The following is a 23,107-nucleotide window of genomic DNA, read 5'->3' as shown; positions in this document are numbered from 1 at the left end:
CGGCCTCGTTGTCGCTCAGGCAGCGTCATCGAGCCCGATATCGACGGCCGGCGCCGATTGGAACGGCCTGCTGGTCGACACGAAGTCGACACCGGTTTCGGCCTTGCCGGCGATCGTATCGAGGCGGATGCCGCCGGATGCCTCGAGCAATGCCCGGCCCGCGACAAGTTCGACGGCCTCGGCCATCGCCGCGTTTTCCATGTTGTCGAGCATGATGACGTCGGCGCCGGCGTCGAGCGCCTCGCGAACCTGCTCGATCCGGTCGCACTCGACTTCGATCTTGGTCAGGGCCGGAAGTTGCTTGCGGGCCATCTCGACAGCCTTGGCGATGCTGCCGCAGACCGAGATGTGATTGTCCTTGAGCATCACGCCGCTATCGAGGCCAAGCCGGTGGTTCAGCGCCCCGCCGCAGACGGCCGCGTGCTTTTCGAGCATGCGAAGTCCAGGCGTCGTCTTGCGCGTATCCAGCAGACGGGCCTTGGTGTGGGCAATGGCGTCGACGTATTTTGCCGTTTCCGTCGCAATGCCGGAAAGACGCTGGACGATGTTCAGAGCGGTGCGCTCGGCGGTCAGCAGCGCCTGGCCGGGACCAGAGACGACGAGCAGCACCGCGCCCTTTTCCACCCGATCGCCGTCATGGGCGCGCACCTTGACCTCGCATTCCGGTTCGTAGTGGCGAAAGACCTCGGCCGCGACCTCGACACCGGCGAGGGTCATCGGTTCGCGGGCATTCATGTAGAAGGTCGTGCGCGACGTGGGATCGACCATCAACTGAGCGGTCAGGTCAAAGCAGCCGATGTCTTCGATGAGCCACTGATCGATAAGCTTTCGCGCGACAAAACGATCATACATTCAGCAGGACTCCGAGACATTCGTTCGAGGAGACAAAGGGTTCCGCGACGCCAGCTCAAGTCGTCGCGAAGCAATGAAGGATTTGCCCTGGCAGGCAATCGCAAATGTTGCACCGCAAAACACAAACGCGCCGCGATCTACAGTGACTACGCTATTAGTTCACAGTCATATGAAAACGGCAAGTGCGTTTTTTGACCAAATTTTTGTCTGGTGTGCGAAAAATCCGCTCGGAAAGCCCATTATTCAACCATCTACGACTTGAAGCTGCAGAATGCGATTGGAACCTTCAGAGCGTATACGCTTCTTTTTTGGATGTGCCCTGTTGAATTTGCCCAAGGCCGATATGTGACCGGATCGTCGGCTGCCGCCGGAACCCGCTCACCGGCGGCACCAGCGAGGTCAAAGGCAAGGCAAAGGTTGGAATCGGTCGACGAAGACCGTAACCCTGCATTCGGCTGCTCGTCGCCGCGGCGAGTCCGAATTCGATGGAAAGGACCGCGATGCAGACCGTCTTCATCAGCAGTTGGGCGGAGCTACAGAAGCATCTGTTCGGTGACATGTGGGACGGCGATCTCGGTCGCTTCCGTTCCCCGTTCCTCTTCCGCGGCGTCGGCCAGGGGGAGTACGATCTCATCCCTTCTCTGAAGCGCCTGGGCGGGCGCTACTGGGAACTGGAAAGACACGTGCTCCGGAATTTCCGCAAATACGCGCATCGCAGCATGGTGCCCCATGACGACGACTGGAACTGGCTGGCGCTCGGCCAGCATCATGGCCTGCCGACCCGTCTCCTGGACTGGACCTACTCGCCCTACGTCGCGCTCCATTTTGCGACGGCGCAAGTCTCGCTCTACGACCGGGACGGCGCCATCATCATGGCGGACTACCGGCGCATCGCCCAGTCTTTACCAGAGGGGCTCAGGGATCTCTTGACGCGGGACGGCTCGCACGTCCTGACCGCGGAGCTCCTGCGGGAATACAGCAGCTCCCTACAGGAACTCGACCAGAAGTCGGAGCGGCACGGTGCGGAATGGGTCTGCTTCTTCGAGCCGCCTTCGCTCGACGACCGGATCACGAACCAGTTCGCCGTGTTTTCGATGACCTCGACCGCGACGCTGGACCTTGCAGCCTGGCTCGCCGCCCGGCCGCAACTCGCCCGCAAGCTCGTCATCGACCATCGGCTCAAATGGGAGATCCGCGACAAGCTCGACCAGGCAAACGTCACCGAACGGGTGCTGTTTCCGGGGCTGGACGGGCTCAGCCGTTGGCTCGCGCGTCACTATATGAGCCCGGAAAACGCCCATCTGCGCGCCAACGATGCGGGCTGGAGCGCACAACAGCAAATCCCGCCCAACCAGGATTGATCGGGCGGGATCGCATATGTGCATGATTGCGGATCTGGACGCCGTCTGCGGAACGACGGTTTCTCCGCAGACGGGACCGAAACGATGCCGTCAGCCGAGAGCGACGGTCATCGGATCATAGGCGTAGACCCAGGCCGGATCTTCCGGCTCTTTCAGCCACGTATTGGCGTTGGAAATCGTCTGGACCTTGGTGGCGCGCTCGCGTCGCACCGCCTCGTACATCCGGAACGCGTCCGCATACTGCGTCGTGCCGGTTTCGGAGAGACAGCGCGTCAGAACGGCAGCGTCTTCGATCGCCATGCAGGCGCCCTGGGCCATGTGCGGGCGCATCGGATGGCAGGCGTCCCCCAGAAGGCAAAGGCGGCCGCGGCTCCAAAGGTTGAGCGGATCGCGGTTCCAGAAGGGCCACTTCGTGACCTCCTCCGTCGCCGCGATCAGGGCGTTCACCTCGGGATGCGAATTGCCGAAGATCGCCTCCATCTCCTCGCGCGAAGAGTCCACGAAGGCGGCGTCGTGTTCCCAGCCATCAACCGGAACGCCGGTGACGTAGTAGTATTCTGAGCCGTCGCCCTTGGTCTTGTAGGCCATGATGTGGCGGGACGCTTCCCACCACCATTTGACGCAAGCCTCGAACTCGAGACCCGAGGCGCGCAACTTGTCCACATTGACCAGCGCGCGATGGCCGATCCAGCCGGAGAAGCGCGGCTTTTCGGGACCGAGCAGCTTCTCGCGGATTGCGGAATTGATGCCGTCGGCACCGATCACCAGCCCGGCCGAAACTTTCTGACCGTTCTCGAAGGTGAGAAGCACGTCGTTGTCGCGTTCGAGAATGTCGACGAGCTTGAAGCCGAAATGCACCCGATCCTGCGGCAGCGCCTCGATCTGCACGGCATGCATGTCGCCGCGATGGATGGTGATGTAGGGGGCGCCATATTCCTTCTTGGCAAAGTCGCCGAGACGGATTTTCGACAGATATTCGCCGGTGTTGCCATCGCGCGAGAACCAGAAATCCGGATGCGAGCCGATCTCGGCGAGTCTGTCTTCAAGGCCGATCTCGCGAAAGATCTTCATCACATTCGGCCCGATATGGATGCCCGCCCCAAGCCGCGTGAACTCCGGCGCCTGCTCGAAGGTGTGAACGGAAAAGCCCGCCTGGTCGAGGAGCGCCATGGCTGCGGCACCGCCGAGCCCTGCGCCAATGACCGCGATGTCGACCGATTCGATGGAAGTCATAACCCTGTCCTGTCGCTGTAATTCATTTGTATACTAACAATTATCCCGAGACTGTAAACCCCGTCGGTGTCCACCAGACACGGCCCCGGAGGTCGGTCCCGCCAGCAAGCTTCATGGTGCGGCCGCCCCGTAACGGGCCCGAACGTAGCGCGCAAGCGCGTCGATCTGAGCTTCGGTGAGTTCCTTGCCGAAACCCGGCATGTCGCGGGTCTTCAGGTTCAAGGGTGCTTCGATGCCCTCGCGGATGACGGTGCGCAGGGCTTCGTCGTTCTGCGATCGCACCGCCGGACTGCGTGACAGCGGCACCTGAGCGGCGGTCGCGAGACCACCGATCGCCGGCTCATGGCAAACGGCACAAGCGCTTTCGAACAGCCGATGCACGCCGTCCAGAGGGGGCGCTTCGGTCGCGGGATCGTCGGGAGACGCCACGGCGGCAGCGGCATTGACGGGCAAGGCCTCCGCCTGACCCGTTTGCATCGAGGCGAGATAGGTCGCCATGGCCCGAATGTCGGAATCGGGCAGTTCCCTGAGATTGGAAACGACCTCGGCCATCGGACCGGCCGCCGCGGCGAGATCGCCAGCGACCCCCGTTCTCAGATACTGATAGAAGCTCTCTTCGCTCCAGCCGAAGCTCGCGGCCTTCTCTCCCGCGATGGCCGGCGCGTACCACCCTTTGACCGGCGCTCCGGACAGCGCGGCCGCCCCGCCCTTCTCGGCCCCGAGCGCGTTGCGCGGCGAGTGGCAGGCGCTGCAATGGCCGGTCGCCTGGACCAGATAGCGTCCGCGGTTCCAGGCGGGGCTCTTCTCCGCGTCGGGCGCGAGTTGCGTCTCGTCGTGATAGACGGCCTTCCAGACGGCGTTGAGCGGCCGCAGATTGAAGGGCACCGCCATCGCGGCCTTCGGCGTTTCCTGCTCGACGGGTTCCAGGGTCTGAAGAAAGGCGTAGAGAGCGAACATGTCGTCGCCGCTCATCTTGGCAAAGGACGTGTAGGGAAAGGCCGGATAGAGGCTGGTGCCATCCCGCGAGACGCCCTTGCGCATGGCTCGGTCGAAGGCCGCAAAACTCCATTCGCCGAGCCCCGTCTTCGGATCCGGCGTGATATTGGACGTATAGATCGTGCCGAAGGGGGTTTCCATGGCAAGGCCGCCGGCATTCGCCGCACCGCCCTTGACGGTGTGGCAGTCGGCGCAGTTGCCGGCGGCAAAGACCTCCCTGCCTCTGGCGAGAATGTCCGAAGAAAAGCTGGATGCTTGCGGGGCTGCCGCGGGCGGGATCGCGCGATGGATGGGCAGCGCCAGCGCTCCCGCGGTCAGCGAGCCGCCAAGCAAGGCCGCCAGACCGAACCTCTTCGAAAGCCCCTTGCCCCCCAGCCTGTCACGCCAACCGGTCTTCGCTACGGGACCGACGAGAGCGGGCCGGGACGCCGAGATTCCCAGCGCTGCCCGCATCTTCTCCGGCGTGAACGGCGCCTCGCGCATGCGCACGCCGGTCGCGTCGAAGATCGCATTGGCGATGGCTGCCGCCGCCGGTACCGCCGCGCTCTCGCCGACACCGAGTGCCGGATCGCCCGATCGTTCGACCAGCATGGTCTCGATCGCCGGCGCCTCGGGAAAGGTCTGCAGCGGATAGGTCGCCCAGCTCTTCGGCGTGACGGCGATCTCGTCGAAACTGAGTTCTTCCTTGAGAACGCGGCTGGCGGTCTGGTTGACGTTGCCATGGATCTGGTGGCGCACGCCGTCGGGATTGATGACGAGGCCCTGATCCTGGGCGACGAAGACACGGGTCAGCGAGACCTCGCCCGTCTCCATGTCGACCGCGACATCGCAGACCCAGGCCGAAGCCGCTGCCGCCGTTCCGGGAAATGCGCCATGGACATAGGTCGCGAAGGCAAAGCCCTGGCCGTAGGCCATGCGCCCCTCGCGCCGCTTTCGCGGTTCGCTGCGCTCTTCCCAGCCGCCCCGTTCGGCGCATTCGCGAATGAGATGCGCGGTGCGCGGATCGTCGATGTGGTCAAGCCGGAAGGCGACAGGGTCTCTCCCCGCCGCAAAGGCCAATTCGTCGACGAAGCATTCATGGGCGAAGGTGTTCGGCAGAGCCGAGACGCCGCGCATCCAGGCGGCGCGCACGATCGGCGCCATGTCGTGAACGGTGATCGCCTTGTGGGGGATGGCGTAGGGCGGGATGATCGTCCTGTCGCCCATATCCGATGGCCGCGGCTCGGGCGTGATCCGGCCGGTGAGAAGCAGGGCAAGGTTGGGCCCGCGATTGGAGGGATACCAGCTGTCCATGCTGTAGGCGTGGAAGCGGCCGCCCAGCAGTCCGCCCTCGACGTCCATCACCTGAGCCGCACCCTTCGGTTCCCAGAGATGTTCCTGCGTGCGCGTGAGCTGGACCCGCACCGGACGGCCGACGGCCTGCGACAGCAGCAGCGCATCGCCGCAGACGTCGTCGGCGCAATTGCGGCCATAGCAGCCGGCGGCCTGATAGCGACGAATGTCGATCAGGGTCTCGTCGATCTGCATCAGATTGGCGAGGTCGGCGCGCAGCATGTGCGGGTTCTGCGTGCCCGACCAGACGATCGGCTCGCCCGCATTCCAGTCGGCGATGGAGCAGGACGGGCCGATCGAGCCGTGCATGTGATAGGGCCAGACGTAGCTGCGCGTCAGCCGGACGTCGCACTCGCCGATGCCCCGCGCGAAATCGCCGGTGCTGTCACAGTTGCGCGGCGTCGCGGGCTGGCTTCTGACGGTATCGGCGATACTCGTCATGTCCGGCAGATCCGGCGGCATCAGCCATTCCACCGGCAGCGCCTCGGCGATCGCCTCCGCCTGGTCGGCCCGCTCCGCGACCACGCCGAGGAAGTCGCCCCGGTGCACCACGGCAACGAAACCCGGCATGTGGCCCACGGCGGCCTCGTCGAAGGACACCAGGCTCTTGCCAATGAAGGCACCACTGTCGCGGCCGGCATAGGGCGGACGGATCACATGGCCGTGGAGCATCCCCTCGACGAAGACGTCGTGGACATAAGGATAGCGACCGGTCACCTTCGCCGGCAGGTCCACGCGCGCCGCCGACTGGCCGACGATCTTGTAGTCCTTCGGATTCTTTACCGGCGTTTCGGTGTCGAGCCTGAGGGCGATCTCCTCGCCGGCGATCAGGCTCTCATAGGGGACATGCGTGTCCTTCCAGCGCACCTCGCCATCTTCGAGGGTCACCCGCGCCGCCGGCGCATTCAGACGCCGCGCGCCCCGGATCGCGAGTTCCCGGCGGATCTGGGCGCTTGCATGGCGGAGCGGTACAGCGGTGATCTGAATGGTTTCCGAGGCGATTGTCGGGCCCTGGTTCGGCGTCTTTTCCGTGTCGCCGAGCACCATGCGGACCCGATCCAGCGGCAGATCGAGTTCCTCCGCGACGATCTGCGACAAGGCGGTTTCTATGCCCGTCCCGAGGTCGACATGACCGTTGAAGCCGATGGCGACTCCGGACGTGTCGAAGGAAAGAAAGACTTCCCGCGGGCCGGCCTCGTCGCGAAAGACCAGTATGCGCCCGTAATCGCCGCTCACGCGGAGGCTCCTTCGCCCGCAGAAGACGTTCCGTCGGGGCTCGTCTGCGCTTGCGCCTCTTCACGCATTAGCTCGGCAGCGCGCATCACGGAGGCGACGATTTCCTTGTGGGTTCCACAGCGACAGAGATTGTGGCGCAGGGCCGCTCGCACATCCCCTTCGTCCGGATTCGGGTTTTCCCTGAGAAGCGCGATCGCCGTCATCACCATCCCGTTGAGGCAATAGCCGCACTGGGCACCGACCGCTTCGACGAAGCCCCTTTGAACCGGATGGAGTTCGCCGGTCTGCGCGTGTGCAAGGCCTTCGAGCGTCGTGATCGCAGCGCCATTGGCCTTGGCGGCACGCATTACGCAGCTTCTGGCCGGCGCCCCGTCGATCAAAACCGTGCAGGAGCCGCACTGAGCCAAGCCGCAGCCATATTTCGGACTGGTGATCGCGAGATCGGATCTCAGCACGTCGAGGAGCGTCCGGTGCGCGTCGACGACAAGCGTCTGAGGCCTGCCGTTCATGAGGATCTCGATCGAACAATCCATTCTGGAGCGTCACCCTGCCGGTTGCTTTCCGCCGCGTGGAGCCGAATTTGGTACCAAATTTCACTTGTATACAAACGAATTCTCGATGAAAACCCTTCCAAGGCCGTTTCGGCGAAGTGCCGGTACGCATGCAACGGAAGGCCTGCTTGCCGGCCATCCCCGAACGTGGCAACCAGCGCACCGGAACAAGATCAAGAAAAGGGCCTGAGAGCGTGGCAGACGGCAGTGGTGGAGAGGAACCGTTTCTTGGCTACGTGCTTGACGAGCAGATCGGCTTCCTTCTGCGCAAGGCCTATCAGCGGCACATGACGATTTTCGCCAAGTCGATGATCGGCGGGCTCACGCCCACCCAGTTTTCGACCCTGTTCCGACTCTTCGCCGAACCGGGACCGATCTCCCAGAATGCGCTGGGACGGCTCGTCGCCATGGATGCGGCCACCACCAAGGGCGTGATCTCGCGACTGGAGAAGCACGGACTCGTCACGACCGAACGCGATCCCGACGACAAGCGCCGCTATCTGCTGCATTCGACGGAAAAGGGCCGCGCGCTGATCCGTGAGGCGATCCCGGTGGTGAAGGGCATTACCGAAACGACGCTCGAACCCCTCACCCAGTCCGAGCGCGAGACGCTTCTGCGTCTCCTCGCCAAACTGGCCTGAGCATATCGAGCCCAACGGACGCGAAGGCTCCTCCTGTTCGGATTTCGCCCCACCCCGAGAGTGCCGATTGAGTGGTGGCGGTGGTGCCGGACGCCCGACCCAGACCTGATCGACTTGCCTAAAAATCGTGCAACCGCCCGCGGAGCGCGCGACTGAGGCGTGCAGCCAAGCCTATAGGCCGCTGAAATCACTGAATTTCCAAAAAACTCGCCCGAAGAACTTGTTTCTATACAAACAATTGTCATACCATGGGGACCATCAAATGAATGAGGTTTCGCCCATGGCAACGATCCGCATCGGCCAGATCGTCCCCAGTTCCAATGTCACGATGGAGACGGAAATTCCCGCTCTCCTGCGTCTGCGCGAGACGGTCGCGCCGGAGCGTTTCACGTACCACTCGTCGCGCATGCGCATGAAGCACGTGACCAAGGATGAACTGGCCGCCATGGATGGTCAGAGCGACCGCTGTGCGCTGGAACTGTCCGACGCTCGCGTCGACGTGATGGGCTATGCCTGCCTTGTCGCCATCATGTCGATGGGCCATGGCTATCACAACGAGTCGGCCAAGCGGCTGCACCAGGTGACGGTCGACAACGGCAATCCGGCTCCGGTGGTGACCTCCGCCGGCGCGCTTTGCGAGGGCATCAAGGCGGTCGGCGCAAAGAAGGTCGCCGTCGTCGCCCCGTATATGAAGCCGCTGACCGCCATGGTCGTCGACTATATCGCCAATGAGGGCATCGAGGTCTCGACCTCCCGTGCGCTGGAGATCTCCGACAATCTCGCCGTCGCGGCCCACGACACCGCGAAGCTTCCCGGCATCGTGTCCGAGCTCGAAGTCGGCGACGTCGATGCGATCGTCCTTTCGGCCTGCGTCCAGATGCCCTCGCTTGCCGCCGTTTCGATGGTTGAAGCGATGACCGGCAAGCCGGTCCTCACCGCCGCGATCGCAACGACCTGGTCGATGCTCAAGGCGCTCGACCTCGACACCCGTGTGCCAGGCGGCGGGACGCTGCTCTCGGGGCTCTACTGAGCCGCGACCGCGACGAAATGATTGAAGGAGGAACGAAAATGGCCCTCGGCTACAACGTTCACGCCAACGGAATTCGCCAGCACCTGATCCACTATCCGGGCAGCGGACCGACCATGTTGCTCATCCCTGGCATCACCTCGCCGGCGATCACCTGGGGCTTCGTCGCCGAAAGGCTGGCCGAGCGCTTCGACGTCCATGTGCTCGACGTGCGCGGCCGCGGCCTCTCCCAGGCCGGCGAGCTCGACTATTCGCTGGATGCCATGGCCAGGGACGCGATCGAGGTTTCCAAGGCCGCCGGCCTCGGCAAGCCGATCCTGCTTGGCCATTCCATGGGTGCACGGAACGCCATCCGTGCAGCGCGCCTTGCCCCCGATGCCTTTGCAGGTCTCGTCCTGGTCGATCCGCCGGTCTCGGGTCCTGGGCGGCGCGAATATCCCTCGAAATGGCCGTGGTACGAGAATTCCATCCTGATGGCCGAAAAAGGCTGCTCGGCCGAGGACATGAAGGAATACTGCCCGACCTGGAGCGAAGAGCAGCGTGCCCTGCGCGCCGAATGGCTGCACACCTGCCAGCTCGACGCGATCGATACGGCGTTCAAGGGCTTTCACACCGACGACATCCACCAGGACCTGCCCCATCTGAAGCTGCCGATGCGCCTCGTCGTCGCCGGCGCCGCGCCGGTCATCCAGGACGAGGACGTCGCCGAGATCCGAGAGCTCGCTCCAGCGATCGAAGTGCGCACCGTCGAGGGTGCGGGCCACATGATTCCGTGGGACAATTTCGACGGCTTCCTCGAAGCCGTCATGGACTTCTCGGCCTGAGCCGCGGCCAGATCAACAGGGAAAGGACAACGAATGGATCAGTTCAGCTTCACCGAGATCTGCCTGCATCAGCTGAAGATGTCGGGCGTCCATGAGGGCGAGAAGCTCGTCGTCCTGACACAGGGCTCCGAACGTCTCGACTATGCCGATGCCTTCATGGCGGCGGGCCAGCGGCTCGGCGCCAAGATGTACCACATGCGGCTTCCTGCGGTTCCGCCGACGGGCGCCTGGGCGGTCGGTCAGACCGGTCTAGCCGCCATGCCCGATGCGGTCGAGGCCCTGAAGAAGGCCGACATGCTCATCGACTGCATCTTCCTCCTGTTCTCGCCCGAGCAGATGGCGATCCAGGCGGCCGGCACCCGCATCCTGACCGCCGTCGAGCCGCCGGAACTCCTCGCCCGCATGCTCCCGACGAAGGAGATCCGGGAAAAGGTCGAGATCGGCGGGGAGATCCTGTCGAAGGCAAAGGTCATGCGGATCACCTCGCCGCACGGGACCGACGTCACCTACAAGCTCAACACCTATCCGACGATGACGGAATACGCCTGCACCGACGAGCCGGGACGCTGGGACCACTGGCCGTCCGGCTTCGTCTTCACCGGGGGTGACGACGACGGCGTCGACGGCCAGATCGTGGTTGCGCCGGGGGACATCCTCCTGCCGCAGAACATGTATGTCCGCGATCCGATCACCTACACCATCGAAAAGGGCTGGATCACCGACATTCGCGGCGGGCTCGATGCGGAGCTGGTGAAGAGCTACATGGCCGGCTTCAACGACAAGCGCGGGCTCGGCATGAGCCATGTCGGCTGGGGCATGAACCCGCATGCCAAATGGCATCGTATGGTGCCGGGCGAGTTCCCCGGCGGCATGGGCATGGAGCCGCGCTCCTTCTACGGCAATGTGATGTTCTCCACCGGCCCGAACAACGAGCTCGGCGGCCCGAACGACACCGCCTGCCATCTCGACATTCCGATGCGCAATTGCTCGCTCTTCTTGGACGACGAGCCGATCGTCGTCGACGGCGACATCGTCGTGAAGGAAATGCAGATGGAGCGCCACTGAGCGTTTCTGCCTTCTGCTGCCGCGGCTCGAGACGAGCCGCGGCTGTCACTCGTCGTCTTCGACAAACCGCCGGAAAGCCGCATGACCCAGGAAACCGTCTACAAGGATGCCGGCTTCGGTGCGAGCGTGCCACGCGGCGACAAGCCCGCGATCCTCGTCGTCGACTACAGCTACGGCTTCACCGACACCCAATATCCGACGGCCACCGACATGAGCGCCGAAATCGCCGCGACGCGCAGGCTCACGGATTTCGCACGGCAGGCCGGCATGCCGGTGATCTACACGACGATCGCCTACACGCCGCTCGAGGCAAAGAGCCTGCCCTGGCTGAAGAAGGCGACCGGCATGGCGGCTCTGAAGGTCGGCACCCGGCTCGTCGAGATCGACGAAGCCTGCGGGATGACCGAAGAGGACGCCCTCATCGTCAAGCACGGGGCCTCGGCGTTCTTCGGCACCAACCTTGCGGCGATCCTGACCGGCGCGGGCGTCGACACGCTCGTCGTCACCGGCGCAACCACGTCCGGCTGCGTCAGAGCCAGCGTCGTCGATGCGGTCCAGTCCGGCTTCAACACGCTCGTTCCGGCAGATTGCTGCGCCGACCGGGCGAAGGCGCCCCACGACGCCAATCTCTATGACATGGGCCAGAAATACGCCGACGTGACCGACAGCGAAGATATTCTCGCCTGGCTGAAGAGCGTGGCGAACCGCCGTTAGGCTGACCATCCGGGTCGCAGCCCGCGGCTGCAGACGTCCGGACCATGATTGAAATCGCGCACCGTCATTGGTCGAGACGCCTGTTCCCGGACAGGCAGCCTCGCTCCCGGCGCCGGAGATCTGTTGTCATCGAATACCTGCAACGCCTTTGAGAGAGAGGAATGTCTTTGCGGAAACTCAGTCTTGGCCTGATGGGGCTTTTGATCCTCGCCTGTTATTTCGTGCCCTATGGCATGCTCGGCGACGTCGCCAGCTGGGAGGGAGCCTTCCTGTTCTGGACCCTCGCAGGGGTCGTCGTCATCGCATTGAATGCCATGGCCACCGCCAATTTCGGGGGAGAAGACCGTTGAGCGTCACTCTGATCCTCGTCGGCGTCGCGATCTACATCGTCGCCTCCGTCGTCGTCGCCTACATGTCGCGGGCCGGCGAATCCTCGACCATGTCGGAGTACTTCATCGGCGGGCGCTCGATGGGCGGCCTGGTCTCCGCCCTCTCCTACTCCGCCACCACCTATTCGGCCTTCATGATGGTCGGCCTCGCCGGCCTCACCTACAAGGGCGGCGTCGGCGCACTCGGCTTCGAGATCGTCTACTTCGCCGGTGTCTCGCTGGTCGCGATCTTCGGGCCGCGCTTCTGGGCCGTCGGCAAGAAATACGGTTTCGTCACGCCGTCCGAAATGCTGGGCGCACGCTATGGCAGCCGCTGGGTGGCGATGGCGGCAGCCATCGCGAGCTGCATCTTTCTCATCCCCTATTCGGCCGTGCAGCTCGCCGGCGTCGGCTATCTGCTCTCCGGCATGAGCGGCGGCGTCATCTCGTTCGGCATGGGCATCGTCGTCGCGACGATCCTGGCGATCGCCTTCTCCTACATCGCCGGCATTCGCTCGGTGATGTGGACGGACAGTCTGCAGGCCCTCGTCATGATCGTCGCCTCCGTGGCCGTGGTCGGCTTCGTGGTCGCCGAGCTCGGCGGCTTCTCGGCGCTGTTCGACGCGGTTGCGGAACGCAATCCGGCGATGCTGACGGTCCCGGGCCCCGGTCTCTTCTCCTTCACCACCTTCCTCGGGCTGACGATCCCCTGGTTCTTCTTCTCGATCTCCAACCCGCAGGTCTCCCAGCGCCTCTTCATGCCCGCCTCGCTCGGCGCGCTGCGGCGGATGCTGATGATCTTCCTGTTCTTTGGGCTGATCTACACGCTCGTGTCGGTTCTCTGGGGCTTTTCGGCCTATGTCGCCTTCCCGGATCTCGAGCGGGCCGATCTTGCCACCTCGACCCTGCTCGCATCCGACTTCGTGCCGCCGGTGCTCGGTGTGATCGTCATGATCGGCATCCTCGCGGCCGCCGTCTCGACGATCGACTCGATCCTCCTGACTTTGTCATCGATGGTCGCCCGGGATGTCTACGCCAATGTCGCCACCGGCACGGATGATCGCCACCAGCTGACGATTGGAAAGGTGATCATCCCGATCATCTCGCTGATCGCACTCGGCTTCGCGGCCATGGAGTTCAGCCTGATCGCGGTCCTCGCCGTCGCCGCCTCGACGGGCCTCGTGGTGATCGTTCCGGCGATCGTCGGCGCCTTCTTCTGGAAAAGAGGCACGGCGGCGGGGGCGCTCGTTTCCATCGTCGGCGGCGGCATCTTCGTCGTCGCGATGTATCTGACGGGCAATTCGCTTTTCGGACTGAACGCCGGCATTCTCGGTTTGCCGGTCGCCGCCATCCTCTTCATCGGGGCGAGCCTCGCGACCAAGCCGAACGAGGATCTCGCGGAAGGGTTCATGACCGCTGCCGACTCGTTCCTTCGGCGCAACCCGCCGCGGAACGCCGTGGCACACGGAGGGTGAGCAGACCTCGCTGGGCATCTTCATAAGAAGCGCCTCATCGGGCGCTCCGCGTTGAACCCGCTCGGCCGAGCATCGAGTCGGGCCATCTGCCCGAGGGTAGCAGTGCCGCCGGCCGCGTAATCCCGAAAGTCGGGGATCGCGGCCGGCGGCGCCACGATTCTCCCCCCGCTCGAACTACGCGGCCCCCGTTCGCCGCGAGGGCTCACGCCGATGTCTTCGGCAGACCCGGTGCGGTCCGGCCCGATAGGTCAGCAGAACGACGCAGCCGTCGAGAAGAAGCTCGTTGACCCCGCGCCAGAGCCCGAACGAATTGCCTGCCATCCTCACTGATCATGAAAGCGCCACGGCTGGGTTCGACGAGGCCGAGAGAGGACAATTCGTCAGCGATGTGCGACGGCAGGATATGCAGGATGCCCTTGTGGTCGCATAACCGCAGGAGAAGTGACAGCTCCTCGCCCGTCAGGCCAATCCGGTCCATCGATCACCACCTCCTCCATAGATTGATTTTACCCTTAGGTAAGATCAACCTATGCGATGAAGCAATTCAAATCGTATCGAACCGGGAATGATCTCCTGTCACGGCACATGCCGATCATGAGTGCCAAGCCCTCGCTCCGCGGGCCGAAGCGGTCGAATCTGTCCTCGATGAGACACGACTTCATCGCGGCCGTTGCATGTGCTCGCTTCAGTCCGGCGTCATCGCCATCAAGGCCTTGGTGCCGTCGAAGACCTCGACCGCTTTCCTGAAACGATTGCCCTCGAAGGTCCACCAGTGGCTGACCCAGGTGTGGGCGATCTTGCCGGTCGCCTTCGCGCGAACCTTCACGATCGAGAACACGGCGACTTCGTCCCCCTGTTCGATGAAGGTCTGCGGATCATAGGAGAGAGGTTCCCAGTCCCTCTCCATTGCATCGAAATAGGCACCGATCCCCTCGCGGCCGCGGTAGACGTCCGCAATCGCCACGGGATGCGCGGATTTCTCTGTCTGCAGGGAATGGAAGACCGGTTCATCGGCGGCAAAATCGAGCCAAACGTTTCGGTCGGCGCCGCAACAGTCCACCTAGCATCGATAGGCATGTTTCAGGATCGCAACACGCTCGCTGTCGGCCATGAATTCCTCCCTTCATCGTTTCCGGGAAGGTTACAATCGGAAGGGACAACGCGCCATGCAATTCTCACTGTCGTTGCTTCAGCAGATGGCCGGCTGAAATTGCTACGCGCTCGTTACGCCTGCCTCCGGGGCAGCCACACACGGCTCGATCGTGACGGCCGAGTTCAGCTACAGCCCGGACCATTCGGGACGGTCACGGCAGTTGCAGGGCTTAACGCTGTACTCCTTGCCCCACACGAAAAGCGAGCGCGGATCAAACCCAAATCTTGCCGAAATCCATCGGCAGGAATCGGTCGCGTTTCGGGGACCTCCCCATCTCCCTTCCCCCTCGTGCAAGTCATAAAGCGGGGCGGTCAGGATAGGCCGGAAAGGGACTGGGAGTTCCAACGACTGTCGCTGCTGAAAGCGGACTCCGCATCGCGATGCGATCAAAGGTGGTGCAGCCAGTGCTCGTAGCGGCGGTCATCGAGCATGCCTCCCGGCGTGGCGAGTGCACTGTTGCCCTGCTGCCGGGCCTCGCGGGGGGAGAAGCCGAAACGTTGCCGGAAGGCCCGGCTGAAGGCGCTTTCGTTGGTGAAGCCGCAGCCTGCGGCGATCTCGTAAATCGGGCGATACTGGTTGCGGGGTTCGGTGAGAGCTGACAGCGCCCTGCGCAAACGGCGCTCCCTGACATATCCCGTGACCCCGCCGAGCGGCTCGAAGAGCGAGTAGAGCTTCGTGCGCGAGATCCCGGCCATTTGGCAGATCTGCGCAACGGAAAAAGCTGAGTCGCCGAGATGCCGTTCGATCAGCCGCTTGACCAGGATGATCTGAGCCGCGGCTGAACCTTCCTTTCCCTGAGTTCTGCCTTCCATCGCCCCGTTGAGGCAGGCGGCGACCAGAGAAGTGGTAGCGGCACTGATCTCACGGGCTTGCGGAACGGAAACGGACGTCCTCACGCGCTCCAGGCTCATCATATGGTCGATCAGCATGCCCACGAGCGGATTCCGGCCGGGCAGCACGCGCATGTGCTGATCGTCGGGCATGTTGAGCGCATCGACTAGGCTGCCTCTCGGAATGATCAGCGACAGGTTGGTGAACCGCGAGGTCTGGCTGGCGACCTCCTGCGACAGGTCGAACACCACGAGCGACCTCTCCCCGACGGAGGCGCTGCCGTTACGGTGATCGGTCTCCATGCCGCCTTCGACGAAGAGCTGGATCATGTAATGGTCCATGCCGTCGCGCGCGATCGTCGAAGCGGAGCGGCGCCACGACTGGCCGAGCGTCGTCGTGCGGGCCAGCATCATGTCACCGAGGAGCGTCGCCTCGAGTTCTGCCGAGAAATCGTGGCCCCGCACATCCGGGTCCGCCTCCACGTCGAAGACGCAGGCGATGCTTTCCTTCCAGAACGCGAACCGCTCTCGAGGCGAAACCGCCTGCACGGAGAACACGGAATGCGGGGCCGCTACGGTCGCGTGGGCGGTTGTGTATTCATCGCTCGGCAAGCTGGATCCTCTGGATGGCGACGACGGCCGTCTTCTTCCTCGTTTGGTCGCAAACTCTCCACTTGCCTAGACTTGGCAAGAGGAAAACGAAAGCCCGCGGGGTCCGCAGTCGAACAGTCGGGACGATCTGCACAGTTCGCGGGACGGCCTGCAAAGTATCGGACGGGTCTTAGTAGGAGGTGAACCGGCATTATCAGGGCCGAAACAGAACCTATTGAACCGCGCCCCCATGACGATCTTCAGAGAACAGGCACTCAAGCGCATCGCATCCCCGGAACGTCTCGACGAGGCGCTGGTGGCGGCATCGCCCAGACATTGGGTCGCCTTCTCGGCGACCGCGGCGGTGGTCGTCGCGGCCGTGGGCTGGGGCTTTCTCGGCAAGGTGCCGACCCGCATCCAGGCCGACGGCATCCTTCTGAGTCATGGCAGCGAAATCTTCTCGGCTGCCGCCGAGGGTGACGGTCAGCTCATGGAAATCCTTGTCGAGATCGGCGCGCGCGTTCGTAAGGGCGAGGCTCTTGCGCTGTTGAAGCAGGATGTCGCCCAGGCCAAACTCACCCGCGCGCAAGAGGCCCTCGCCCATGCCGAGGACCGCCTCGCGACGCTGCGCGAACAGTTCGAGGGGGAACTCGCGCGTAACGGTCGCTTCGACGCCAGACGGCGCGAGGCGATCGACGAGAAGCTCGCCCATGGCGAGCATCGCGCAAAGGTCCTCGAGGATCGCCTCGCCGCCAACCGCGATCTCCTCGATCGGGGTTACACCAAGAAGATCAGCGTCATCACCATCGAGGACGAACTCGCCAAGGTCCAGGAGGAGATCAGCCGCCTTCGCTACGCCGGGCTGGACATCGATCGTGAGGCGAACCGCCTGCGCGAGGACTGGCGCCGGCAGACGGTTGCGCAGGAAAAGGAGGTCGAGGTCGCCCGTGACCGGGTCGAGGACCTCAAGCAGCTTCTGAAGCTCCACGGCACGGTCGATGCGCCGATCGACGGGACGGTGACCGAGATCTCTGCCTCGCTCGGCGACGTCGTCGCCGCCGGCACGCCGGTCATCCGCATCGTCTCGCATGACGACGAGGACGACGCCCTCCTCTTCGTGAGCCCGCGTGAGGGCAAACGGATCAGGGTCGGCGATACCGTGAACGTCGAGCCCTCCATCGTGAACAAGGAGGAGGTCGGCACGATCCCGGCAACGGTCGAGAGCGTCTCGGAACTGCCGATGTCCTCCTCGGCGATCCAGGCCATGCTCCACAACGACCGCCTGGTGCAGGAGTTTTCCCGCGACGGCGCCCCGATCGTGGTGCGCGCGGGCCTCTCGGCCGATTCCGAGACCGCGTCGGGTTTCGCCTGGACCGGCGGCAAAGGTCCCGACTTCGCCGTCGAGCCCGGCACTCTCGCTTCCGCCAGCATCACGGTGCGCGAGCAGGCGCCCGTCACGCTGATCCTGCCGTTCCTCAAGTCGCTCCTGGGAGCCGGCCTGTGAAGCCCGGCAAGGCGAGCAAGCGGGTGCGCACGCCGACCGTGCTTCAGATGGAGGCAGTGGAGTGCGGCGCCGCTGCCTTGACGAGCCTGATGGCCCAGTACGGCCGCTGGAGGCCGCTGGAGGAGGTGCGCGCGGCGTGCGGCGTCTCGCGCGACGGGTCCAAGGCGAAGAACATCGTGGTTGCCGCCCGCACCTACGGTTTCGAGGCGCGGGGACGCAAAGCCGAGGTCGCCACCGCGCTGGCGTCGCGCTTTCCCTTCATCGCCTTCTGGAATTTCAACCATTTCCTCGTCGTGGAAGGGTGCGACCGCGACCGCGTCTACCTGAACGATCCGGCCGTCGGACCCCGCACGGTGAGCCTGGAGGAGTTCGACGAAGCCTTCACCGGCGTGATGCTCGAAATCGAGCCCGGCGAGGCGTTCGAGGCCGATCCGCCGCCGCCGGGGCTCCTCTCGCGCCTTGCCCCGCGGGCGCGCCTGGTGCGCAGCTCGATCACGCTCGCCGTGCTGATCAGCCTGACCCTCGTCGTACCCGGCCTCCTCGTGCCCGGCTTCTCGAAGATCTTCATCGACGAGATCCTGGTGAAAGGTCACGAGGACTGGCTGCGTCCGCTGATCGCCGCGATGGCGGTGACCGCCTTCGTTTCGGCGCTCCTCACGTGGTTGCGCCAGAGCCTGCTCCTCAGGATGGAGACGAAGCTCGCCCTGGCCGAGTCCGCCCGCTTCGTCTGGCACCTCATGCGGCTTCCGCTGTCGTTCTTCACCCAGCGCCATCCGGGCGACATCTCCTACCGGATCGACGCCAACGACCGCATTGCAGGGGCTGTGGCGGGTCAGCTCGGCGAGAGCCTGGCGAACATGATCACCGTCTCGTTCTACGTCGTGGTCATGGCGTGCTTCGACTGGCGGCTGACGCTCGTGGCGCTCGCGCTCGCAGGCGTCAACGTCGCGGTATTCCAAGCACTCTCGCGGCGCCGGGCCGATGCCGCCCTGCGCATGCAGCAGGATTTCGGCCGCTTCCAGGCCGCCTCCGTGACCGGTATTCAGGCGATCGAGACGCTGAAGGCGACCGGCACCGAGGACGACTATTTCGAGCGCTGGGCGGGTTTTCAGGCGAAGCACCTCAACAATCTCCGGCGGCTCGGCGGCTATGGCGTCACCGCGAGTGCCTTGCCGCCGCTGCTGGATGGGCTGACGATCGCTGCGATCCTCGGATTCGGCGGCTACCGGGTCATCGAGGGATCGATGACGATCGGCACGCTCGTCGCCTTCCAGGCGCTGGTGCAGAGCTTCATGGGGCCGGTGAAGAGCCTCGTCGCCGTCGGCGGCAGCTTCCAGGAGCTCGGGGCAGACCTGTCGCGCTCCGATGACGTGTTCGGCCACGCCCGCGACCCGCGCTATGCACCCGTCGAGGATACGCAGGCGCCCGCGCGGCTTACGGGCCGCATCGAGCTCAAGAACGTGACCTTCGGCTATACGCCGCTCGAAGCCCCGCTCATCGAGAATTTCGATCTCACGCTGCAGCCGGGCGCGCGCGTCGCGCTGGTCGGCGGCTCGGGCTCGGGCAAGTCGACCATCGCCAAGCTCGTCAGCGGTCTCTACCGCCCCTGGTCGGGCGAGATCCTGCTCGACGGCGTGCCACTGTCTGAGATTCCCGCCTCTACGCTGACGGGCTCGGTCGCCTCGGTGAGTCAGGAGATCGTCCTGTTCGGCGGGTCCGTCCGCGACAATCTGAGCGCCTGGGATGCGACCGTGCCGGACGACGTGCTGGTCGAGGCGCTGCGCGACGGCGAGATCCTCGAGACCGTCTCGGCCCGCGCCGGCACGCTCGACGCGCAGGTTGAGGAAGGCGGTGGCAATTTCAGCGGCGGCCAGGCGCAGCGCCTCGAGATCGCCCGCGCGCTCTCCGGCAATCCGAGCATCCTGATCCTCGATGAGGCGACAAGCGCGCTCGACCCCACCACCGAGAAGGCGATCGACGAGCACATCCGCCGGCGCGGCTGCACCTGCCTGATCGTTGCCCACCGCCTGTCCACCATTCGCGATGCCGACGAGATCATCGTGCTCGAGCGTGGCCATGTCGTCGAGCGCGGCAGCCATGACGAACTGATGACCGCCGCCGGCACCTATGCCGCGCTGATGGCGCAGGAGTGACCGGGATGCTCAGAACCGCCGCCATCGCGACCATTCCAACCGAGGCGTTCACGCTCCCGGCCTCCGCCGCGGACGAGCGGATCGACGGCCGTACGCTCGTCGATCTTGCCGCACCGCTCGGGCTTCTCCGGGTGACATCCGGCCGCGTCAACCTGTTTGCCGAGCTCGTGGACGAGGCCGGCGAGCCGACCGGCCGCCGCCGCTGCATCGCCACGCTGGCGAAGGGCGAGGCGGTGGCCGTGCCGCCGGAGCGGACCGCGGGCTTGCGCCTCTTCGCGGTCGGCGTCGGCCCGGCCCGCGTCGTGCGCATGAGTCCCGAGGCCCGCGCCGCTGACCAACCGACGGGTCTTGAGGGTCCGCTTGCCGCAATGCGGAAGGCTCTGCGCCACGAGGAGGTACAGGTATCGGTCGACGGCGGCTGGCCTTCCCTCGACGCCGCCATGACGGCGTTCGCCGCCGCCATCCGGCGCGACCTCTCAACGGACGCCCGGGCAGAGGACGAGCGTGCCCGCCACCGGCACGCCCAGGAGCAGACGCTCCTCGACACGGCGCTTTTGGAGCTGCCCGCCCTGATGGAAGGCCGGACCGCGGACACCACGCAGGGCCCGGCAACCGCCACTGACCCTGCGCTCGCCGCTCTCGCCATGCTCTGCGAGGCGCAGCGCATCGAGATCGAGCTCTCTGCTGCCCAACCGGCAACGGGCGACCCGGATACAGACCTGCGCCAGGCGATGCGGGCCGCCGGCGTGCGGTCGCGCCGCATCCGGCTGGACGATGGCTGGTGGCGTCAGGACAGCGCGGGCTTCGTCGGCTTCGACGCCGACGGTCGGCCACGAACGGTCCTTCGCCGCGGAGCCGGCCGCTTCGAGATCGTGGATCCTCAGACCGGTGCCCGTTGCAGGGCCGGCACGTCCGGGGCTCCACGGCTCCAGCCCTTCGGCTATGTGGTGTTCCGGCCTTTGCCGTGGCGCCGGTTGAAGGGCTGGGACCTCGTGCGCCACGTGCTGGCCACCCCTGCCCCAGCCGACATGCGGTGGGCTGCCGGCATGGCGCTTCTCGCCGCACTCCTCGGGCTCCTGACTCCGCTGATCACCGGACGGCTCATGAACGAGGTGCTTCCCTTCGCCGAGACGGAGCGTCTGGCCCATTTCTCGCTCGGTCTCGTGATGGTGGCAATCGGCTCGGCCGCTTTCCAGATGGTGCGAACGGTCGCCCTGCGCCGCGTCGAGGGGATCGCCGACGGCAGCCTGCAACAGGCGATCTGGGACCGGCTGTTGCGCCTGCCGCTCGACTTCTACCGGCGTCATTCGACCGGCGAGTTGATGATCAAGGCGATGGGTCCGACCCAGCTGCGCCAGGCACTTTCCGACACGGTGGCGAATTCCGCGCTCGCGGCGATCTTCTCCGTCGTCAACTTCGCCATCATGCTCGCCTACGACGCGACGCTGGCGCTTGCCGCGCTCGGCTTCACGGCGGTCGCAGTCCTCATTCTCGGCGGCCTCACCTGGTGGCAGCTGCGCTACGAGCGCCGGCTGATCAAGGCCGACGCCGCTGTGTCCGGCTTCATGCTGCAGATCCTCTACGGCATCCAGAAGATCCGCCTCGCCGGCGCCGAGAACCGCGCCTATACCCGCTGGCTGCGCGGCTTCGGCGAGCAGCGCCTGGAGCGCTACCGGGCAGCCACCGTCGGCAACGTGACGGCGACGGTGAACGGCGCGCTGCCGATCATGGCGAGCCTTCTCTTCTTCGCCATCGTCGGCTTCGGCGACCGCACGATCCCGATCGGCGACTTCGCCGCTTTCACGGTCGCCTTCGGCCAGTTCCAGGGCGCGATGCTCGGGCTCGTGGGCGCCCTCTCGGTGTCGCTGGCGGCCGTGCCGATCTACGAAAACATGAAGCCGGTCCTTGAGGCGCAGCCGGAGGTCGACCCGGCGCGGCGCGATCCCGGAAACCTCACCGGCCGCATCGCGCTGCACGACGTCTCCTTCCGGTACGCGGAGAACGGGCCGCTCGTGCTCGACCGCGTCGGCCTCACCGTGGAGCCCGGCGAGTTCGTGGCGTTGGTCGGCGCTTCGGGATCCGGCAAGTCGACGATCTTCCGCCTGCTGCTGGGCTTCGAGACGCCGAATGAGGGCTCCATCGTCTATGACGGCCACGACCTCGCCCGTCTCGACCTGAAGGCGGTGCGCCGCCAGCTTGGTGTCGTCCTGCAGCGGGGCACGCTCCTGCCGGGCTCGATCCACGAGAACATCGTGGGCTCGCTGCCCCTGCCCGAGGCCGCCGCCTGGGAGGCCGCCCGCATGGCGGGGTTCGAGGACGACGTGCGCGCTCTGCCGATGGGCATGCACACCATGCTGTCCGAGGGCGGGGGCGGTCTCTCCGGCGGCCAGCGCCAGCGCCTGATGATCGCCCGCGCCATCGTGCGCAAGCCGCGCATCCTCCTGATGGACGAGGCGACCTCCGCCCTCGACAACCGCACCCAGGCGATCGTCTCCGACAGCCTGGCGCAGATGAACGCGACGCGCATCGTCATCGCGCATCGCCTGAGCACGGTTCGCCACGCGGACCGCATCCACGTCGTCGAGGCCGGCCGCATCGTCCAGACCGGCACCTACGAAGAGCTGATCGCCCGGGAGGGCCCGTTCCGCGAGATCGCGGCACGGCAGCTCGCCTGAAATAGCCCGGAAGCGAAGCGAACCATGAAAAGGAGAACGGTTTGATGAGCATCGAAGCAATGAGCGCTTTCGCCGAGGCTGCGCGTGCAGATCAGGAAATGGCCGACGGACTGGCTGGCTGCCTGAACGGCAATGCAGGCACCGAAGCTGTGGAGACTTTCGCAGCCTATGCCCAGGCAAGGGGCTTCGCGGTGACGGTGGAGGATGTCCTGACACTCCAGCCATCCTCCGATGGCGACGGCACCCTCTCGGACGCGGAACTCGATGCCGTGTCCGGCGCCGGCCACTGGGAGGACGTTATGACGGACCCCAAGACATTCGACCACTTTTCCATCATCCAGAACTACTTCCTCGGCCGGTCTTTTCTTGAGCCGCCGGCCTCGTGAAGGGCTTTCACAGCACGATGCGTCACGAGGATCGCCTCCACGTGGCGGATACCGGTCGCATCATCCCGACCGGCACCTGAGAAGAGCTGATCGCGCGGGATGGCCCGGTCTGCGACATCGCGGCACGGCATCTCGCCTGT

19 protein-coding genes are annotated in these 23,107 nt (G+C 65.0%); 12 read left to right on the top strand and 7 right to left on the bottom strand.

Annotated elements, in window-relative coordinates; all coding sequences use genetic code 11:
- Positions 1-15 precede the first annotated feature (15 nt).
- Both nadC and MF134_RS10545 read right to left on the bottom strand, forming a co-directional pair.
- Positions 16-852, bottom strand: coding sequence for a carboxylating nicotinate-nucleotide diphosphorylase (nadC, locus tag MF134_RS10550; protein WP_255339417.1), 837 nt, complete (start codon positions 850-852; stop codon positions 16-18).
- Between the two features lie 286 nt (positions 853-1,138).
- Positions 1,139-1,369: a hypothetical protein gene (locus MF134_RS10545; protein ID WP_255339416.1), complete on the bottom strand. Its 231-nt coding sequence runs from the start codon at positions 1,367-1,369 to the stop codon at positions 1,139-1,141.
- Between MF134_RS10545 and MF134_RS10540 the strand changes: the two genes are divergently transcribed.
- On the top strand, positions 1,353-2,213 hold the full coding sequence (locus MF134_RS10540; RefSeq protein ID WP_255339415.1) for an FRG domain-containing protein: 861 nt from the start codon (positions 1,353-1,355) through the stop codon (positions 2,211-2,213). The two genes, MF134_RS10545 and MF134_RS10540, sit on opposite strands and share 17 nt — an antisense overlap.
- Before the next feature lie 90 nt (positions 2,214-2,303).
- On the opposite strand, the gene MF134_RS10535 is transcribed toward MF134_RS10540, so the two are convergent.
- The 3 genes from MF134_RS10535 to MF134_RS10525 all read right to left on the bottom strand — a co-directional run bounded on the left by MF134_RS10535 (position 2,304) and on the right by MF134_RS10525 (position 7,543).
- Positions 2,304-3,446, bottom strand: a complete 1,143-nt coding sequence (locus tag MF134_RS10535; protein WP_255339414.1) for an FAD-dependent monooxygenase — start codon at positions 3,444-3,446, stop codon at positions 2,304-2,306.
- Between the two features lie 111 nt (positions 3,447-3,557).
- Positions 3,558-7,010 (bottom strand): molybdopterin cofactor-binding domain-containing protein, encoded by a 3,453-nt coding sequence (locus tag MF134_RS10530; RefSeq protein WP_255339413.1) that lies wholly within the window; start codon positions 7,008-7,010, stop codon positions 3,558-3,560.
- Positions 7,007-7,543 carry a (2Fe-2S)-binding protein gene (locus tag MF134_RS10525; protein WP_255339412.1) on the bottom strand — a complete coding sequence of 179 codons (537 nt, stop codon included), beginning with the start codon at positions 7,541-7,543 and terminating at the stop codon, positions 7,007-7,009. Before MF134_RS10525 ends, MF134_RS10530 begins: the two co-directional genes overlap by 4 nt.
- A 212-nt stretch (positions 7,544-7,755) precedes the next feature.
- Here MF134_RS10525 and MF134_RS10520 point away from each other — a divergent pair, with 212 nt between their 5' ends.
- From MF134_RS10520 to MF134_RS10490, 7 genes are all read left to right on the top strand, one after another.
- Positions 7,756-8,202 carry a MarR family winged helix-turn-helix transcriptional regulator gene (locus MF134_RS10520; RefSeq protein ID WP_255339411.1) on the top strand — a complete coding sequence of 149 codons (447 nt, stop codon included), beginning with the start codon at positions 7,756-7,758 and terminating at the stop codon, positions 8,200-8,202.
- Positions 8,203-8,482: 280 nt separating this feature from the next.
- Positions 8,483-9,232, top strand: coding sequence for a maleate cis-trans isomerase family protein (locus MF134_RS10515; RefSeq protein ID WP_457589972.1), 750 nt, complete (start codon positions 8,483-8,485; stop codon positions 9,230-9,232).
- Between the two features lie 38 nt (positions 9,233-9,270).
- On the top strand, positions 9,271-10,053 hold the full coding sequence (locus MF134_RS10510; RefSeq protein WP_304363720.1) for an alpha/beta fold hydrolase: 783 nt from the start codon (positions 9,271-9,273) through the stop codon (positions 10,051-10,053).
- A gap of 33 nt (positions 10,054-10,086) precedes the next feature.
- Complete coding sequence (locus MF134_RS10505; protein WP_255339409.1) at positions 10,087-11,118, top strand: M29 family metallopeptidase; 1,032 nt, start codon at positions 10,087-10,089, stop codon at positions 11,116-11,118.
- 81 nt (positions 11,119-11,199) lie between these two features.
- Entirely contained in the window at positions 11,200-11,832 is a 633-nt protein-coding gene (locus MF134_RS10500; RefSeq protein WP_255339408.1) for an isochorismatase family protein, read from the top strand.
- A gap of 161 nt (positions 11,833-11,993) precedes the next feature.
- A complete protein-coding gene (locus tag MF134_RS10495; protein WP_255339407.1) occupies positions 11,994-12,182 on the top strand; it encodes a hypothetical protein in 189 nt (62 codons plus the stop codon).
- Positions 12,179-13,675: a sodium:solute symporter family protein gene (locus tag MF134_RS10490; protein ID WP_255339406.1), complete on the top strand. Its 1,497-nt coding sequence runs from the start codon at positions 12,179-12,181 to the stop codon at positions 13,673-13,675. The genes MF134_RS10495 and MF134_RS10490 overlap by 4 nt, the downstream gene beginning before the upstream one ends.
- Before the next feature lie 685 nt (positions 13,676-14,360).
- Here the strand turns inward: MF134_RS10490 and MF134_RS10485 are convergent.
- Entirely contained in the window at positions 14,361-14,735 is a 375-nt protein-coding gene (locus MF134_RS10485) for a nuclear transport factor 2 family protein (RefSeq protein ID WP_255339405.1), read from the bottom strand.
- A gap of 479 nt (positions 14,736-15,214) precedes the next feature.
- Complete coding sequence (locus MF134_RS10480; protein WP_369695424.1) at positions 15,215-16,141, bottom strand: helix-turn-helix domain-containing protein; 927 nt, start codon at positions 16,139-16,141, stop codon at positions 15,215-15,217.
- 358 nt (positions 16,142-16,499) lie between these two features.
- On the opposite strand from MF134_RS10480, the gene MF134_RS10475 reads away from it, so the two are divergent.
- The 4 genes from MF134_RS10475 to MF134_RS10460 are packed head-to-tail and all read left to right on the top strand — an operon-like array spanning position 16,500 to position 22,967.
- On the top strand, positions 16,500-17,753 hold the full coding sequence (locus MF134_RS10475) for an NHLP bacteriocin system secretion protein (RefSeq protein WP_255339404.1): 1,254 nt from the start codon (positions 16,500-16,502) through the stop codon (positions 17,751-17,753).
- Positions 17,750-19,906 carry an NHLP family bacteriocin export ABC transporter peptidase/permease/ATPase subunit gene (locus MF134_RS10470; protein WP_255339403.1) on the top strand — a complete coding sequence of 719 codons (2,157 nt, stop codon included), beginning with the start codon at positions 17,750-17,752 and terminating at the stop codon, positions 19,904-19,906. The genes MF134_RS10475 and MF134_RS10470 overlap by 4 nt, the downstream gene beginning before the upstream one ends.
- A 5-nt stretch (positions 19,907-19,911) precedes the next feature.
- The gene (locus tag MF134_RS10465; protein WP_255339402.1) at positions 19,912-22,581 is read left to right on the top strand and encodes an NHLP bacteriocin export ABC transporter permease/ATPase subunit; all 2,670 of its coding nucleotides are present in this window, start codon (positions 19,912-19,914) and stop codon (positions 22,579-22,581) included.
- A gap of 44 nt (positions 22,582-22,625) precedes the next feature.
- Complete coding sequence (locus MF134_RS10460) at positions 22,626-22,967, top strand: Nif11-like leader peptide family natural product precursor (protein WP_255339401.1); 342 nt, start codon at positions 22,626-22,628, stop codon at positions 22,965-22,967.
- Positions 22,968-23,107: the final 140 nt, after the last annotated feature.

Source organism: Jiella marina (genome assembly GCF_024359545.1).
GTDB lineage: Bacteria > Pseudomonadota > Alphaproteobacteria > Rhizobiales > Rhizobiaceae > Jiella.
This window is presented reverse-complemented; position numbering and strand designations above follow the sequence as displayed.

Excerpts from the sequence above, each read along its gene's own strand:
- nadC (WP_255339417.1), bottom strand. The coding sequence starts at position 852 with ATGTATGATCGTTTTGTCGCGCGAAAGCTTATCGATCAGTGGCTCATC.
- MF134_RS10540 (WP_255339415.1), top strand. The coding sequence starts at position 1,353 with ATGCAGACCGTCTTCATCAGCAGTTGGGCGGAGCTACAGAAGCATCTG.
- MF134_RS10545 (WP_255339416.1), bottom strand. The coding sequence starts at position 1,369 with ATGAAGACGGTCTGCATCGCGGTCCTTTCCATCGAATTCGGACTCGCC.
- MF134_RS10535 (WP_255339414.1), bottom strand. The coding sequence starts at position 3,446 with ATGACTTCCATCGAATCGGTCGACATCGCGGTCATTGGCGCAGGGCTC.
- MF134_RS10525 (WP_255339412.1), bottom strand. The coding sequence starts at position 7,543 with ATGGATTGTTCGATCGAGATCCTCATGAACGGCAGGCCTCAGACGCTT.
- MF134_RS10515 (WP_457589972.1), top strand. The coding sequence starts at position 8,483 with ATGGCAACGATCCGCATCGGCCAGATCGTCCCCAGTTCCAATGTCACG.
- MF134_RS10510 (WP_304363720.1), top strand. The coding sequence starts at position 9,271 with ATGGCCCTCGGCTACAACGTTCACGCCAACGGAATTCGCCAGCACCTG.
- MF134_RS10505 (WP_255339409.1), top strand. The coding sequence starts at position 10,087 with ATGGATCAGTTCAGCTTCACCGAGATCTGCCTGCATCAGCTGAAGATG.
- MF134_RS10500 (WP_255339408.1), top strand. The coding sequence starts at position 11,200 with ATGACCCAGGAAACCGTCTACAAGGATGCCGGCTTCGGTGCGAGCGTG.
- MF134_RS10495 (WP_255339407.1), top strand. The coding sequence starts at position 11,994 with ATGTCTTTGCGGAAACTCAGTCTTGGCCTGATGGGGCTTTTGATCCTC.
- MF134_RS10475 (WP_255339404.1), top strand. The coding sequence starts at position 16,500 with ATGACGATCTTCAGAGAACAGGCACTCAAGCGCATCGCATCCCCGGAA.
- MF134_RS10465 (WP_255339402.1), top strand. The coding sequence starts at position 19,912 with ATGCTCAGAACCGCCGCCATCGCGACCATTCCAACCGAGGCGTTCACG.
- MF134_RS10460 (WP_255339401.1), top strand. The coding sequence starts at position 22,626 with ATGAGCATCGAAGCAATGAGCGCTTTCGCCGAGGCTGCGCGTGCAGAT.